The organism is Nonlabens sp. Asnod2-A12 (assembly GCF_045063745.1).
In the GTDB taxonomy this organism is placed as follows: Bacteria; Bacteroidota; Bacteroidia; order Flavobacteriales; family Flavobacteriaceae; genus Nonlabens; species Nonlabens xylanidelens.
This window is the reverse complement of record NZ_JBEFOB010000003.1, coordinates 2,810,803-2,826,359: the sequence shown is the minus strand read 5'-3', so window position 1 is coordinate 2,826,359 and position 15,557 is coordinate 2,810,803. Positions and strand designations below refer to the sequence as shown.

Here is a 15,557-nt window from a genome sequence, read left to right as displayed (position 1 = left end):
TGTTCTAATGGGCTGCAAATATACGCAGCCTTTAAACCTTACACAAGCTTTTTTGAAAAAACTTTTACTGCCCAATCTCTCTAGCCTCAAAATCAGACATTTCACCATCAAAAAAAGTTACTTTTAACTCAATAGGATTACAACACACTTCACAATCCTCGACATAAACCTGTGAATAAGCCGGATCTAATAACATAGATATCTCTTGCCAGCAATGAGGACACATGAAAAAATGTTCTATCATAAAGGGATATTAAGCAATTGACCAGCTAGTTGTAGCAATTGATACTCCGCTAGTTTTGCATCATATTTTGCTAGATTCTCAATAGTTTTTGCATTTAACAAGTTTACCTGTGCCTGTCTAAACTCGATACTTGACACCTGTCCCAACTTAAATTGCTCTTCAGTTCTTTCAAAATTACTATTATTAGTGAGCACATTTTGCTGCTGCATTCTATAAATAGCAAGGGCATTGGTATAATTGCCTTTGGCATTTGCTATATCCCGACCTACCTCTTGCTCTACTTGCTTCTTAAAAAACTCTTCATTCTTAAAAGCTATTTTTGCATTGCGCAGTCCAGTAATACTTCTACCACCATCAAAAACATCCCATGTTAGAGTTGCTCCTACTCTCAAAGAACCACTTGTTCTAGTAGTAGCAGGAAAAAACGCACTAGATGGACTATCAGTTTGATTCCATCCATAAGAACCAGATAAACCGATATTAGGTAGTAACAGTGCTTTACTCGTCTTTATATCATAATCACTTATTTGTAAAGTAGATGCAGACTGCAATAGACGTATGTTATTTTCACTTACCTTTTCCAGATAACTATCTACTTTTAATAAATTTTGAAGTATAATAGTAGTATCTACCTTAAAATCACTTGTTAAATCTCTATTTAATAACAAATTAAGATCGCGTTTAGAATTACGCAGCTGTTGTCTAGTATTAAGAACATTTACACTATCCGTGTTTATATCTACCCTCGCATTGAGCACCTCTAGTTTATTTACCTGGCCGTACTCAAACTGGTACTGTGCTCTCTCTTCTCGTTTTTTAGAAATTTCCAACGTTTGTTCAAAAACCCTTAAGTTTTCTGTAATTCTTGAAATCTCTAGGTAAACACTCATTAATTGTAAAGTCGTATTCTCTACAGTCGCTCGAGCGTCTAATTTGCTTAGACTATATTGCTCTTTTAAACGCTTGTAATTATATAACCTACCTAATCCGTCAAATAAAGTATAATTTAAAGCGATACCAGCATTGTACTGTCTAGTTTCTGCATCATTGATCTCAATGTTTGTGCGCGGCACTCCACTTGCATCTAGCGCACCGTCAAAGTCTGTAGTAGAATCTGTATCGTCATAACTAGCACTAGCCGTTCCTTGTAAAGAAGGTAGGTAACCTGAATTTAAGATACCTGCATTATTTTCAGCAATTTCAGTCGTGTTCTTTGCAATTTTAATTCCGTAGTTATTTTTTAGCATGAGCTCAACAGCCTGCTCCCTACTTAATAATGTCTCTGTGAATTGTTGTGAGTACGCTTTCGCGAAAGCGAAACACATAACAAGACCTAAACTATATAATTGCTTATTCATTTTCATTATCATCTAGTTCATTTTGCTCTGGTGCGACACCTGTCAAATCTCTTTTTTTAGCTTTTTTACCAGTACGTAACCAATATATAGCAGCCTCTGCACTATTACCAAAACTTAAAAATAGTGGCAACATAATCAAGGTTAGCACGGTAGCCATTGCTATACCATAAGAAATAGAAATAGCCATAGGTTTTAAAAACTGTGCCTGCCTACTCTTTTCTAATAATAGTGGCGCTAGACCAGCTATGGTAGTTATAGAGGTTAAGAAAATTGCCCTGAAACGGCTTTTTCCTGCCTCAAAAAGAGCATCATCAAAACTCAACCCTTCTTTTATGGAGCTATTAAACTTACCTATAAGCACAAGTCCATCATTTACCATAATACCTATCAAGGCGATAATACCGAGCAATGATAAAATATTAACCGGAAAACCATGAATCCAGTGCCCCCACCCTACAGCTACAAAACTAAAAGGTATAAGAACAATAAGCATGATAGGTTGCAACCAACTACGGAAGGTGAATGCAATCACAAAATAAATCAATAGCAAGATAACCGGACCTGCTACATTAAGGCTCGATATAAATTTATCTGCCTCACGTGCCTGACCACTCAAATAATTAGGCGATATAGTCGGATATTTGTTTTGTAGACTAGGAATAACCTCTGACTTAATATTCTCTAATATCTCTGTAGCATCCTGGCTAGGGTCTTTAAGATCTGCACTAATAAGAACCTCTCTTCTACCTTCTAGGTGATTGATGACAACATCTCCTCTTTCTATCGTGTAAGATGCTACATCTCTTAGTGGCACACGGTCACCAGCAGGAGTTAACACCCTAAATTCATCTAAGTCTTTAATACTATTACGATTATCTCGATCATAACGCACCCACACTCTTATTTCATCCTGACCACGCTGAAAACGTTGTGCCTCTGTCCCAAAGAAACCAGATCGCACCTGTGCCATTACTGTTCTAGTGGTTAGACCTAGTGAATAGGCTGTCTCTTTCAATACTAGATTGATTTCTTTTATACCAGCAGGGTCGTTATCTTCTATATCTTTCAATAAAGGATTTGCCGCTAGTATTTCTTTAAACTCTGCTGTGGCGGCTTTAAGTTCTGTAATATCATTACTTAGTAAAGAAACTGCCACAGGACTACCACCAAAGTTACCACCAGAACCATAAGTAAGAGTTTCTGCACTAGGAACAACCCCTACAAGATCTCTCAAATAATTAGACACTATGGCGGCGTCTAAATCATCTGGCCTACTCTCTCCTGGCAATAGATTGATACGTAAACTAGCTGATGAGGACGATGTTTGTGATTTAATGATATTCTCAAACAACTGGATGCTATCACCATAAATCTCGTCTTGCAAATATTTTGCTGTAAATTCTTTGTTTACCTGCAGCGCTTTTACCTCTATCGAGTTAATGATCGAGTCTGTTATAAACTCTGACGTACCGTTAGGCATGGCTAGTGTCACTGTAACTTGATCACTTGATATACGTGGAAAGAAGGCTCTTTTAATAACACCTCCATTCATAGACCCTACTGTTAAAAATAAAGCAGCAAAGAAAAGTGAGAAAACAAAGAGCTTGTTAGATAATGAGAACCTTAAAACAGGTGCATACAGTTTATCACGCATCCAGTTCATGGCTTTATCTCCATATTCATTAATCACTCGCATTTTTTGAAATGCCTTTGCAATACCTTTTTTAGGCTTATCCGACTTAGGCTGTAGAGCTTTAGAGTGCGCTAAGTGAGCAGGAAGTATAACCAGCGCTTCTACTAGCGACACAATAAGAGTTAAAATAACAATGACTGAGACTTCTCCAAAAATATCTCCTATTCTACCTTCTAAGAATAAAAATGTAGAAAACGCGAGTAATGTAGTTATGATAGCACTTAAAATAGGTGGAATCACCTCCATAGTACCATCGATAGCTGCTTGTACCGGTGACTTACCATCTTCATAATGTTGGTAGATATTTTCGGCTATCACAATACCGTCATCTACTAGAATACCTATTACGATAATCATCCCAAAGAGGGAAAGTACATTTATGGTAACATCAAACTGACCTGCAAATATGAACATTCCTAAAAATGCAATAGGTAAACCAAAGGCTACCCAAAATGCTAATCTAGTGTTTAAGAACACAGAAAGAAACAACAAAACTAACAACATACCGACGATAGCGTTTTCTGTCAATAGTGCTGTACGCTGATTTAAAGTTACAGAGAGATCTCTAACAATATCTAGATGTACGTTAGTAAATCGTTGATTATAATTTTCTATATATTCTTTAACATTATCTGCCGCATCTATTAAATCCTCGGCATTTGTACTTGTTACTGTAATATTTACAGCAAGTTTATCATCAAAATAAGTAGCATTAGGTGTTTCAGAAAATCGATCTCTGATTATAGCAACATCTTTTAAAAGAACACTTGTACCGTCGGACAATGTTTTTACAGGGATATGACTTAATTCATCACCATAATAAGATCTACTATTTGCTCTAATCAGGTATTCTTCTGTATCTGTTTTAATATTACCACCTGTGGTGAGAATATTTGAACTAGATACAGCGTCAGAAATATCCTGAAAACTAAGACCATATCCATTAAGTGTATTTTCATTTACAGCGATCTCTATTTCTTCATCTGGATATCCTTCTATGGCTATTTGAGAAATACCGTCTATACCCCTTAGATCATTTTCTATCTCTCTAGCTAGTTGTTTTAAGGTTCTAAGCGGCACGTCTTCACCACTAAGGGCAAAAGATATAGTAGGCCTAGACTCTTCTCTTTTAGAAACAACTAATGGCTCCATACCAACAGGAAAAGAAGAAACGCGATCTACCGCATTTTTCACCTCTAACAACATGAAGTCTATATTATACCCCTTAAGTATCTCTACAGTAATGCTACCAGAGTTTTCTCGAGATGCAGACGTTACCCTATCTATTCCCTCTATACCTTTAAGATTATCCTCAATCTTAAGAACAACACCTTCTTCTATCTCTTGAGGCGATGCTCCAGGGTAAGTCGCATTTATATTTATGATTTTTGAGTCAGTAAGTGGGAAGAAAGAAGATTTAAGGGAAACCATCCCAAAAACCCCAAAAATTATCATCCCTACTATAACGACATTTACAGCAACACTATGCTTTATGAAATAACCTATTATTGATCTCATGCTGCTTTTTTAGAATCTAACTCATCATTACTGGCCTTACTTGCAGTTTCTTCTGTCTCCACGATCATTCCTTGATAAGCTCCAGGCACTGATTGAGATATTATAACTGTTCCATCTTTGATACCTTTAACCACCACTGTTTTATCTGAGTAATGAATAGGCTGTACGGTTATCAAATCTAGTTTACCATCCTTAACAGCAAATAATTGATTCTCATTTTGTATTAAACTACGGTCCAACTCTACCGCGTCTTCAATTTGTTGTGCATCTAGATTTGCTGTAAGGTACATACCTTCTTTAAGGCTGTCGTTGTTTACTTCTATAACTGTAGTAATAGTTTGAGATGCTTGATCTACTTTTCCATTAATACGAGTCACCTTTCCTTTATAAGATTTTAAACTAGAAATATTTTTGAGCTCTACCTCTTCTCCTACTTTTAACAAGTCAGCAAAATCTGCACTTATAGCAACTTGCAATTCATAAGATCCTGTCTGTATAAACTCACCTAGCTGCTGCCCACTTCTTATTAGAGTACCTTCAGTCACCATAGCCTCAGTAAGCACACCTTTAAAAGGAGCGGTAATTCTATATTTACTTAAACGACTTTCTAGATTTTTAATATTATAATAAGTAGTATAGATATTACGTCCTGTAATAAAGTACTTTTCTTGCTCATTAACAGCAGTAGGTAAAGCTGGAGTACTTGCGTTACTATTCCAGTTAGAAAGATAAGACTGCCACTGCTCGAAAGAATCTGGATAATCCAGTCTTAAATCGGGCATGATTGCAGTAATTTGATTATTAAGATTACTTCTAGCACTTTGTACCTGTGCATAAAATTCTCTGTTATCCATGCTTATCATGGTCTGACCTGCGCCGTATTCTTGACCTTTTCTAAACAACTTACCGGTAGAATTAAAGACACCACTTACTTCTGCATATAATTCCACACGCTTTTTAGCTTGTAAAATTCCATTTGCTGGAATTATAATGGGTACTGTTGTGTTTTGGATCGTGTCTGTAACAACGATTTTAACGTCCTTTTTTACTATAGGTTTAGGAGCTGTTTTACTATCAGCAATCATTTGTGAACCAAAATAAGCTCCAATGATAATTATAACAGCAAGAATTGTAAGAATAGCTTTACGCATTGTATTGATTTAGTGAGGCTTTGCAGCGACACCAAATCTACTTCAGTAAAAATTCACGAATCTTAAATTATCCTTAAAGCTAGCTGTTAAACTGATCTAATTCTTCAGACACGGTTTCCCACTTTGTCATCCACTCTTCTAACTCTTTCTTTTTTGCTTGGTAACCATCAAAGAAACCTTCTTTCTTAACCAGTTCATCATAGTTTGCAGCAAGCTCTGCATCTAGCTTTTTAATGGTTTTTTCTAGGTCGTTAATCTTAGCTTCGGCTTTAGAGAGTCTATTATTAAGGGATTTTTGCTTTTTCTGATCTTCATAAGAGAGTTGTTTCTTTTCTGTTTCTTGCTTTCGCGAAAGCGAAACATCCTTAACCACATCTACTTTTTCAATCGCCCTCATATCTTCGGCCTTTCTTTTACCTAGATAATAATCTATATCACCGAGGTATAAGTTTAATTTATGATCGCGGAATTCATAAACCGTCTCTGTTAAACCCTGTAAGAATTCCCTATCGTGAGATACTACAATTAAGGTTCCATCAAATTTTAATAAGGCAGCCTTAAGTACATTCTTAGACTGAATATCTAGGTGGTTAGTAGGCTCATCCATAATTAGAACATTAAATGGCTGTAACAACAGTTTACATAATGCTAATCTATTGCGCTCTCCACCACTAAGTACTTTTACTTTTTTCTCTGCCTCGTCACCTCTAAAAAGAAAGGAACCTAACATATCACGCACTTTTACTCTATTACTGTCTGTTGCAGCATCTAGCATGATATCTAACACGGTTTTCTCTCCGTCTAAATATTCTGCCTGATTTTGGGCAAAGTATCCTAATTGAACATTGTGTCCTAAATTAATATCACCTTGAGCTTTTACATCACCCACAATAATTTTTGCTAAGGTAGATTTCCCCATTCCATTCTGGCCTACAAACGCGACACGCTTACCACGCTCTAGAGTAAGACTTACGTTATCTAAGACATCTTTATCACCAAATGATTTACTCACCTGATCGATCTCAAGAACTATTTTACCAGGCTGTATGGACTTAGCAAAATTTATATTCATCGCAGCATTATCTGTCTGCTCTATTTCCACCACATCCATACGGTCTAGTTTTTTAACTAGCGACTGCGCCATGGTAGCTTTGCTGGCTTTGGCTTTAAATTTTTGAATTAACTTTTCTGTACGTTCTATTTCCTTTTGTTGATTCTTAAAGGTAGCTTCTTGCTGCTCGCGCATCTCTGCACGTAGTGCTAAGAATTTAGTATAAGGTTTTGGATAATCATAAATACGACCTAGACTTATCTCTATAGTACGATTAGTTACATTATCTAGAAACATCTTATCGTGACTTACTATAACGACTGCACCTGGATAAGTTTGTAAAAATGATTCTAACCAAAGAATAGAATCTATATCAAGGTGGTTAGTAGGCTCATCTAATAGAAGAATGTCATGCTTTTCTAATAATAGTTTTGCGAGTTCGATCCTCATGCGCCATCCACCAGAAAGCTCATCTGTGAGCTTGTCAAATTGCTCTGGTTTAAAAGCAAGACCTTTAAGAATTTTTTCTGTCTCTCCTTTGTATTGATATCCACCTATAATTTCATATTCATGATTAAGATCTCCTATATCTTCTATTAATTTAGAATACGAGTCAGACTCATAATCGGTTCTAGTGGCTAGCTGCTCGTTAATTATCTCTATTTGAGCTTCTATTTGTCTCGCTTTCGCGAAAGCGGTATACGCCTCTTCTAAAACCGTACGGCCTTTTACAAAGTCGATATCTTGTTTAAGGAAACCTATACTGATGTCCTTCTCGATAGCAATATTACCCTGGTCATAAGGGATATCACCAGAAATAACTTTTAACAGTGTAGATTTTCCAGCACCATTTTTACCTATTAAACCTACACGGTTGCCCGGATTAAGCCTAAAAGTAATTTCTTCAAATAACGGTTCTCCACCGAAACTTACATGTAAATCGTGAACGTTGAGCATAGTCGTTTTGTATCTTTGCAAAGATGCGCAACTGCGCGTTAACACTAAAGCTTTCTTATGCTAAAAGGTACTAAATTATACAGCATTTTTACAGGAACATGCCCTGTATGCCAAAATGAGTCCATGTACACTAGTCACAATCTCTATAATCCTAGTAAAACGCAGGAAATGAATGAGAGATGTAGTCATTGTGACACTAAATATAAAATCGAACCTAGCTTTTTCTACGGATCGATGTATGTGAGTTATGGAGTAGGTGTAGCTATTGCTATTGCCACTTTTGTGCTGGGTTACTACGTACTAGACTTATCTCGATGGAATATATTCATAGCTATTACATTAATTTCTATAATTAGCTTACCCATGGTTATAAGGGTATCTAGAAACATATGGATCAATATATTCATGGATTATGATAAAACAAAAGACAAAAAAAGATAGCAAACTAAGCTAGTACACATATTACAAAAGCCGCTTTAAAATATTTTAAAGCGGCTTTTATAATTTTAATATATGGAACTGTGTGAATTATTTATAACACCTATCCACATTCATTTCTTCATTAATATCTGCATCATGATACATACTATCGTATAAATTTTGTGCAGCCCAAGGCGCAATTAACACTGCTCTACTGCCCATACCGTTAAACACATAATAATTCTTATAATCTTTGTGTGATCCTATAAACGGCCTCCTATCTAGTGTAGTAGGTCTTATACCGTGTTTATGATCTATAACTTCATAAGGCAAGCTCAGGAAACGTTCTAACCTAGAGGTTAAAAACTCTTTTGCGACTTCTGTAGAATTATCTGTAAGATCTTCTCTACTATATGTCGCGCCTACCCAAAACAAATCATCTACATAAGGCATCAGGAAAACAGATGATTTAACAATATGATCCAACTTTAAACCAGGAACTTTTATAGTAAGCACCTCACCTTTATTACCCTGTAAAGGCAAATCACTAAAATAAGGATTAGATCGCATTTTAAAACCCTCAGCAAAAATGATTTTATTTGCCTTGATCTCTTTATAATAAATATAATCTTCGTGATGAGACAATTGATCAAAATCAAAGGACTCCAAAATCAATGAAGACAAACTCTTGAAATAATCTAAACTAGCATTCATAAAACCAATAGTATCCAACCAACCGGTTTCTTTTACAAGACCAAAATTAAATGGAGCATCAATACCATCAATATCACGATCGATTATGTCCGAATACATGAAATCCTTCAAATCCTCCTTATGAGATTTTTTCAACCACGTCTTAATTTCTTTATCGTCGTGAAATCTTCTAAGAATATTGATAGGATGCAGAAAAGAAACGCCTACCGTTTGCTCCACTAAAGGATAAAATGAATTAAGAACCTCTAATTGTTCCCTAGACTTCCACACACTAGTAAACCTTTTTAGTATAGTAGGATTATAAACACCTGCTGCAACTGCTGAAGATCCTTTCTCTACATCAGAAATCATAATAATAGATTCCCCTTTTAAAATCCACTGCCAGGCAAGCGTACAACCAGCAATTCCAGAACCTACAATTACTACATCTACCGATTTTTTTAAACTCATAATATTTAATAAAGATGATATAAGTTACAAATATCATTTAAAATTAAAAGCAAAAAAAATGCCTCGCTATTGCGAGGCATTAATATTATCATACGTGAACTATTAATAGTTCCACATATCAATTTCAAAATTACGAACGATCTCCTTAAGTCTATCAGACTCTAGAAGTTGCATCATAGAGTTATCAGAAATATACTGATCGATCTCTCTATCTCCTTGAACGTTATCCATCTTATAAATAAGAGCATTGAATCTTCTTGAATTTAAAATGTGATCAAAAGAAATAGGTCTAGCAGAATTCAAAGTATTAAATGCTTTTGAATTATGTAACATCTCTCTTGCGTCTGGATAATAGATCCAAAACAACTCAACACCTGTTGGATCATCTGGGAAGTTTACATCTGGAGTTACTGGACAAATACCTAATAATCTATATCTTAATTCACTTTGACGTGTATCAAAATACCACAAACCTCTGATTCTATACTCCTTTACATCATCAGCACCTATAGCTTTAGTCTCGATATATTCATCAAAACCTGGAATATTATAAGTAGTATCTATATCTAAAGGCCTAACACCTTCATCAACAACAACTCCTTCGTCATTAAGAACGTCAATACCAGCATTAGTAATAATCTGACTTTTTAAAGTACTCTCAATATCTTTAAATTCACGAGCTTCATTGAAATAAGAATCACCAAAAAGAGTAATCTCACCAGACATTGCCGCCTTAGTCAAAACATGGTATAAAGAACGACGTTCCTTACCGACATAATTAGTATCTACAGGATAGTATAATGGGAAATTAACTCTCTCATCAAGATCAATAGATTCCCATACCGTACGTTGCCATAAGATATCACGATCACCTACAAAACCATATGGTAATGGCTTATCGTTATCATTTTCCATTTGAGATTCAGTTTTAGTACCGAATTCAGCAGGACTTTTAGCGTTAAGGATATTGTTTTGTGCATAAGCCGTTCCTGAAAGGACAACTGCTGCTAATAAAACTATGATCTTATTCATAATTTGAATTTAAATTTTTATTAATCTGTAATTTCGATAGCAATGTCAGAAACACTCTTCACATTAACACCAGGCAATGATGCCTTGATTTTAGTAATCTGAACAATATCTCCCTTACGTGCTTTCTTCAAAGTATTCTTAGCAGATGAATTTAACTTAGTACCAGAAACAGGCACAGAAGGCTGTCCAGGAACTTTAAATAAGAAACCTGTAACACGAGGTTTTAAGTCAAAATCAAAGTCTAAAAACTCAGCAGAAACCGTAGAAATACCAAGGTTAGAACGTGTCTTACTCACATTTTCATAAGACTTACTTATCATACCAGTAGGACGAGGTAAATTCTTAATACGGAATTCTTTTGAATCTGAAACCTTAGCTCCATCAGGCAAAGTTCCTGTTACATTAATCTTAACAGTTTTACCTGCCCCAGGACTCATCATATAACTATTACCGCTCTTCTTAGTTAAACCAGGTGCAGAAGCATTAACGCTATTTCCAGAAATACCTGCAAAAGAGATAGTCATTGGGTTAGCCACACCACGGTAAACAACATTCATCTTATCTGCAGCAATAGTTGCTGAATTAGGTTTAGGAATAGTTGCGAAAGATTGATCTACAACAACTTCTTTTTCCTCACCATCCTCGTCAAAATAAAGTGCACCAGTAATCTTATGATCACCTGCAGACCCTGCTCCAACTTTAAGACTAATCCTACCAGACTCGATAGTATATTGATTTTCACTAAGTGTTCTACCGTCTAATTTAAGCTCTACTCTTTTAGGCTTTAAAGTTGCGTCTTTACGACCCAATACGATTTGACCATCAAAAGTTTCGCCATTATAGTAAGCTGATTTAGGAGATTCCATAAGAGTAGTATAATTATCCATACTAACTTCTTTCTTCATCTGTCCAGCAAGTAAAGAACTAAGAACTTCAGCTTGTGTTGTTTTAACTTGACTTTGTAATAAAGTAACCTTAGCAATAGAAGCAATGATAGGATAACCTTTATAGTTATAGTCTAAATAAGACATTGTTACACCTTCACCGTTTTCTACATCACTAGGAGTAAATTTAGCACCTAATGCCGTTTGAATTTCCTTATTCTCAGGAACGATTGCTTGCATATCCTTACGGTAAGTATCCATTTTAGATAAAAACTCTTGACCATCTTCAGTAATAACACCTCCTTTAAGGAATTTTACGTCAAGAAAATCTCCTTTATCCATAGTTGCATAGTCAGTTGCATCTTCAACACTACCTTCCATTTCACCTTTAAGAGCTTCTAGATAAGAATAATAATCGTTAGAAATTTTTTCTACTTGCTCACCTTTAACTTTAAGCGGTGCATACTTCTCAGGTTGCTCACCAGCTAGCTCTGCTAATCCTGCCATAGCTGCATTATTCTTTGCAGTTGCAGCAACATTACTCTCTTCTATATTTACATTAAGTAAACCGAATGCATTAAGCACCTCTTTACTCATGTTTAATGCTAACATTGAGATAAAAACCAGATACATCAGGTTTACCATCTTCTGTCTTGGGGACTGTTTTCCTCCTGCCATAATATTCTAATTAGTTATTTTAATAATAGTTTTAATAATAAACTAATTAAGCTTTCATAGCTCCTAACATGTTACCATAAACTCCGTTAAGAGAAGACAAGTTATTAGTAAGACCTGCCATTTGCTCTTGAAGTTTTGTTGCATTTTCTGCAATAGCTTCATTAGCTTGCGCTTGACGAGAAGAGCTTTCAACTTGAACTTTATAAAGGCTGTTTAAAGATTCCATTTGAGCAGCAGCAAGAGCCATTTCTTCAGAATATTTTTTAGTAGAAGACATTGCTTCAGCAGTTGGAGCAATTCCTTTAGCAGCACCTTCAAAAGAACGGATACTGTTACCTAAACTAGACATCAACTCACCATCAAGCTTAGCTTCTTTAAGCATAGCATCTAACTTTTGAGATAATAATCCTTGAGCATCTTTAGGCTCTTCTTTTTTAACGGCTTTTTTATTAGCTAATTGTCCACCAGCTAATTCTGGGTATACTAGAGACCAGTCTAATTCATCTTCTACTGGTTCAAATGCAGAGATAAAGAAAATAACTGCTTCAGTGATCAAACCGATCATAAGAAGGTTGTTTCCAGAAAAACCGTATCCGAAATCCCAGTGAAGGATTTTAAATAATGCTCCAACAATTACTACAGAGGCTCCGATACCGTAAGCCATGTTAAATATTTTCTTTGTTGTTTTAGACTGTGCCATTGTGTTAAGTTTTTTAAATTAAGTTAAGTTAAGTTATTATTTACTTGATTGAAAATCTAGTTAGTTGCAGCGTTAAGAGTAACATCAGTACCCATGTACGATTGTACCGTACGGAAACCTATATAACTTCTTGCGCTATCTTGATATTCATAATCACGTGTACCAACTTGAAGGAAATAAGAAACATCTTTCCAAGATCCACCACGTACACCTTTACGCTTATTACTCGCATCATTCACCACAGGACTCATAGAAGACATATGCTCATATGCACCAGCTTCATAAGAAGAGTTTACCCATTCTGAAACGTTACCTGCCATGTTATAAAGATTATACTCATTAGGCTCATATGCATCAGCCTCTACAGTATACAAAGCTTGATCAGCAGCATAATCACCTCTTAAAGGTTTAAAGTTAGCTAAGAAACAACCTCTATCATTCTTTGCATAAGGACCACCCCAAGGATAAGTCGCTCCTTCTAAACCACCACGAGCAGCATATTCCCATTCTGCCTCAGTAGGAAGACGGTATTCATTTACACGCTCTACATTTCTTTGCTTACGATAAGCATTGTGATACAATGTTCTCCACTGACAAAAAGCTTTAGCCTGATTCCAGTTAACACCTACTACAGGATAATCACTATATGCTTCATGATAGAAATAATCATTATGCATAGGCTCATTATAACTATAGTTAAAGTCACGAATCCATACAGTTGTATCAGGATAGATTTTTACAGGAACCTGCTCGATAAAATCTTTTCTTGACTTAGACTCATCACGGTTTCTAGCCGCCGCATTCACATCAAGACTCGTATAAGTAAAGATAATTTTCTCTGTATCAATAGTACGCTCTCCGTTATAAGCTTCTTCAAAAGGTATGATCATATTATCATAAACTTCTGCATAGAATTCATCCGGCATATCTTCCGTATCCCAAATTAAATCAATATCATGATTCAATTTACGACCTTCATAACCTGTAGGACCTAACCCTACATAGTTATCTTGAACATATTGCTCCCAAGGCGTTAACTCCTCTCCTTCAACTCCTTCAGAGTCAAGAAATGCAAACTCACCGATTCCATCATCTCCAGGAAGAGCTCCATTCTCATCAGCCATAATCGCAAGATTAGTTCTGAATAAAGAATCTCTCGTCCAGTAAACGAACTGACGATATTCTGCATTAGTAATTTCAGTTTCATCCATATAATAGGAAGGAACTGTAACGGTCTTAGTAGGCGCGTTACGAGTTGCCGCAATATCATCATCGGATTTACCCATAATAAATGCACCACCAGGCACTAACGTCATACCATAAGGTTTTTCTGGATGCCATTTCTTTCCACGCTCTCCTGTAACCATTCCTCGGTCTCCTTTTCCACAACTTGCAAACAGTGCTACTACTGCTAAAAGGACAAATAACTTTTTCATAAGGGTATTTTAAGTTTTCTTTATGAATTAAGGCCGTAAACCTATCTAAAAGATTTCGATTCCACAACTTTTTTTTATCAATAAATTAATATAAGAAAAGATACCTTCTCTATATTTCATTCTTACGCCTCGCTTTCAACCATCTATCAGGAAGAATTTGATCACATGCCATCTCATAATCTCGTCGATCGCATGGTAATAACGTATTTTGTTTTAGTTTATTATTAACATTTGAAATAAATGGTAATTCAATCCACCAGCGTCCACTATCATTAGATTTGTAAAAGGTAAGAATTTCATCATCAATAGGTACTTTATAGATCATACATCCATTTGAGATATCGACAGGATACTCAAAACTTCGATAATTGAACCCTTCGATGAAGTACCAAATCATCTCTGCTGCAAGTTGAGCTCCAGAATTTCTCTCACTATTAATCTCAAAAACTCCAAACACTTTAAGCCGATCACTAATCCCTGCATATCTCGACAAACTGCATACTTGCTTTCCATCAAGTCCGTTTGGGTTTGCTTTTTTGTAAGAAAGATCTCCAGCTCTCACTACACTCATATCTACCCCAACAATATCTGCATCTCTAATAACAGGTTCAGCTAACGTAATATCATTATCCAAGTGCCCCAATCGTATTGCATCAAAATACATCCTATCTAAAAGATCTATCTCATCTTGCGAGTTAAAATAAGTCTGAAAACCTAGATTGCTATAATTAAATAAATTATAAGGTTCTAAAGCAATCATTTTACCTACATAACTGCGAGAAGTAATAGGTAGCTCAATATCACCTAAATCAAATCTGCAATCTACGTTCACCACGTTTATCATGTGTTGAAATTCGTCAAAAGCACGATATATAGGATACATTAAATCCTGACTACCTCCTAAGAATATAGGAATAATACCTTCTCTTAAGAAATACTCCGTAATTTGTCGAACTACATAATACGTGTCTTCAACACTATCTCCAGCGTGAACATCTCCAAGATCTGCTAGCGCACTACTCCAGTTACCAGGATATAGTTCATATAATTTCTCACGCACATGGTCCAGGCTTTCCACTTGAAAAAGTGCATTAGAATCTCTACGATTTTCTAATACGCCTATAAGAACTAACTGCACACCTTTTAAACTAGGCAAGCCATCTTGTACAGTATGCAACCTTATAGTTTTCGCTATAGTCTGACTAGGTTGCAATTCGGCATGTGTAACAACGGTATCGTTGAGAGGTTTTAGAAACTCTAAAGCCATTTAC

Annotated in this window: 12 protein-coding genes; 1 reads left to right on the top strand and 11 read right to left on the bottom strand. The window is 35.8% G+C overall.

The window, feature by feature from the left end; genetic code table 11:
* Window positions 1–64 precede the first annotated feature (64 nt).
* From ACJJVJ_RS12820 to ACJJVJ_RS12800, 5 genes are all read right to left on the bottom strand, one after another.
* Window positions 65–244 (bottom strand): CPXCG motif-containing cysteine-rich protein, encoded by a 180-nt coding sequence (locus ACJJVJ_RS12820; protein ID WP_104515778.1) that lies wholly within the window; start codon window positions 242–244, stop codon window positions 65–67.
* Window positions 241–1,602 (bottom strand): TolC family protein, encoded by a 1,362-nt coding sequence (locus ACJJVJ_RS12815; RefSeq protein ID WP_405370727.1) that lies wholly within the window; start codon window positions 1,600–1,602, stop codon window positions 241–243. Before ACJJVJ_RS12815 ends, ACJJVJ_RS12820 begins: the two co-directional genes overlap by 4 nt.
* A complete protein-coding gene (locus ACJJVJ_RS12810) occupies window positions 1,595–4,813 on the bottom strand; it encodes an efflux RND transporter permease subunit (RefSeq protein ID WP_405370726.1) in 3,219 nt (1,072 codons plus the stop codon). Before ACJJVJ_RS12810 ends, ACJJVJ_RS12815 begins: the two co-directional genes overlap by 8 nt.
* Window positions 4,810–5,964, bottom strand: a complete 1,155-nt coding sequence (locus ACJJVJ_RS12805) for an efflux RND transporter periplasmic adaptor subunit (RefSeq protein WP_405370724.1) — start codon at window positions 5,962–5,964, stop codon at window positions 4,810–4,812. Before ACJJVJ_RS12805 ends, ACJJVJ_RS12810 begins: the two co-directional genes overlap by 4 nt.
* A gap of 79 nt (window positions 5,965–6,043) precedes the next feature.
* Window positions 6,044–7,972: an ABC-F family ATP-binding cassette domain-containing protein gene (locus tag ACJJVJ_RS12800; RefSeq protein WP_104515781.1), complete on the bottom strand. Its 1,929-nt coding sequence runs from the start codon at window positions 7,970–7,972 to the stop codon at window positions 6,044–6,046.
* Window positions 7,973–8,029: 57 nt separating this feature from the next.
* Here ACJJVJ_RS12800 and ACJJVJ_RS12795 point away from each other — a divergent pair, with 57 nt between their 5' ends.
* Window positions 8,030–8,413 carry a DUF983 domain-containing protein gene (locus tag ACJJVJ_RS12795; RefSeq protein WP_405370721.1) on the top strand — a complete coding sequence of 128 codons (384 nt, stop codon included), beginning with the start codon at window positions 8,030–8,032 and terminating at the stop codon, window positions 8,411–8,413.
* 87 nt (window positions 8,414–8,500) lie between these two features.
* On the opposite strand, the gene ACJJVJ_RS12790 is transcribed toward ACJJVJ_RS12795, so the two are convergent.
* The 6 genes from ACJJVJ_RS12790 to ACJJVJ_RS12765 all read right to left on the bottom strand — a co-directional run bounded on the left by ACJJVJ_RS12790 (window position 8,501) and on the right by ACJJVJ_RS12765 (window position 15,553).
* Window positions 8,501–9,556 carry an NAD(P)/FAD-dependent oxidoreductase gene (locus tag ACJJVJ_RS12790; protein ID WP_405370720.1) on the bottom strand — a complete coding sequence of 352 codons (1,056 nt, stop codon included), beginning with the start codon at window positions 9,554–9,556 and terminating at the stop codon, window positions 8,501–8,503.
* Between the two features lie 102 nt (window positions 9,557–9,658).
* Window positions 9,659–10,588 carry a gliding motility protein GldN gene (gene gldN / locus ACJJVJ_RS12785; protein WP_104515784.1) on the bottom strand — a complete coding sequence of 310 codons (930 nt, stop codon included), beginning with the start codon at window positions 10,586–10,588 and terminating at the stop codon, window positions 9,659–9,661.
* Window positions 10,589–10,608: 20 nt separating this feature from the next.
* The gene (gldM, locus tag ACJJVJ_RS12780; protein ID WP_405370718.1) at window positions 10,609–12,150 is read right to left on the bottom strand and encodes a gliding motility protein GldM; all 1,542 of its coding nucleotides are present in this window, start codon (window positions 12,148–12,150) and stop codon (window positions 10,609–10,611) included.
* A gap of 46 nt (window positions 12,151–12,196) precedes the next feature.
* Window positions 12,197–12,850: a gliding motility protein GldL gene (gene gldL / locus ACJJVJ_RS12775; RefSeq protein WP_104515786.1), complete on the bottom strand. Its 654-nt coding sequence runs from the start codon at window positions 12,848–12,850 to the stop codon at window positions 12,197–12,199.
* A 56-nt stretch (window positions 12,851–12,906) separates the two neighbouring features.
* A complete protein-coding gene (gldK, locus tag ACJJVJ_RS12770; protein ID WP_104515787.1) occupies window positions 12,907–14,286 on the bottom strand; it encodes a gliding motility lipoprotein GldK in 1,380 nt (459 codons plus the stop codon).
* Between the two features lie 109 nt (window positions 14,287–14,395).
* A complete protein-coding gene (locus tag ACJJVJ_RS12765) occupies window positions 14,396–15,553 on the bottom strand; it encodes a formimidoylglutamase (protein WP_405370715.1) in 1,158 nt (385 codons plus the stop codon).
* Between the last annotated feature and the right edge of the window lie 4 nt (window positions 15,554–15,557).

Bases quoted from the DNA above. Each gene is read 5' to 3' on its own strand.
- ACJJVJ_RS12820 (WP_104515778.1), bottom strand. From the start codon at position 244: ATGATAGAACATTTTTTCATGTGTCCTCATTGCTGGCAAGAGATATCT.
- ACJJVJ_RS12815 (WP_405370727.1), bottom strand. From the start codon at position 1,602: ATGAATAAGCAATTATATAGTTTAGGTCTTGTTATGTGTTTCGCTTTC.
- ACJJVJ_RS12810 (WP_405370726.1), bottom strand. From the start codon at position 4,813: ATGAGATCAATAATAGGTTATTTCATAAAGCATAGTGTTGCTGTAAAT.
- ACJJVJ_RS12805 (WP_405370724.1), bottom strand. From the start codon at position 5,964: ATGCGTAAAGCTATTCTTACAATTCTTGCTGTTATAATTATCATTGGA.
- ACJJVJ_RS12800 (WP_104515781.1), bottom strand. From the start codon at position 7,972: ATGCTCAACGTTCACGATTTACATGTAAGTTTCGGTGGAGAACCGTTA.
- ACJJVJ_RS12795 (WP_405370721.1), top strand. From the start codon at position 8,030: ATGCTAAAAGGTACTAAATTATACAGCATTTTTACAGGAACATGCCCT.
- ACJJVJ_RS12790 (WP_405370720.1), bottom strand. From the start codon at position 9,556: ATGAGTTTAAAAAAATCGGTAGATGTAGTAATTGTAGGTTCTGGAATT.
- gldN (WP_104515784.1), bottom strand. From the start codon at position 10,588: ATGAATAAGATCATAGTTTTATTAGCAGCAGTTGTCCTTTCAGGAACG.
- gldM (WP_405370718.1), bottom strand. From the start codon at position 12,150: ATGGCAGGAGGAAAACAGTCCCCAAGACAGAAGATGGTAAACCTGATG.
- gldL (WP_104515786.1), bottom strand. From the start codon at position 12,850: ATGGCACAGTCTAAAACAACAAAGAAAATATTTAACATGGCTTACGGT.
- gldK (WP_104515787.1), bottom strand. From the start codon at position 14,286: ATGAAAAAGTTATTTGTCCTTTTAGCAGTAGTAGCACTGTTTGCAAGT.
- ACJJVJ_RS12765 (WP_405370715.1), bottom strand. From the start codon at position 15,553: ATGGCTTTAGAGTTTCTAAAACCTCTCAACGATACCGTTGTTACACAT.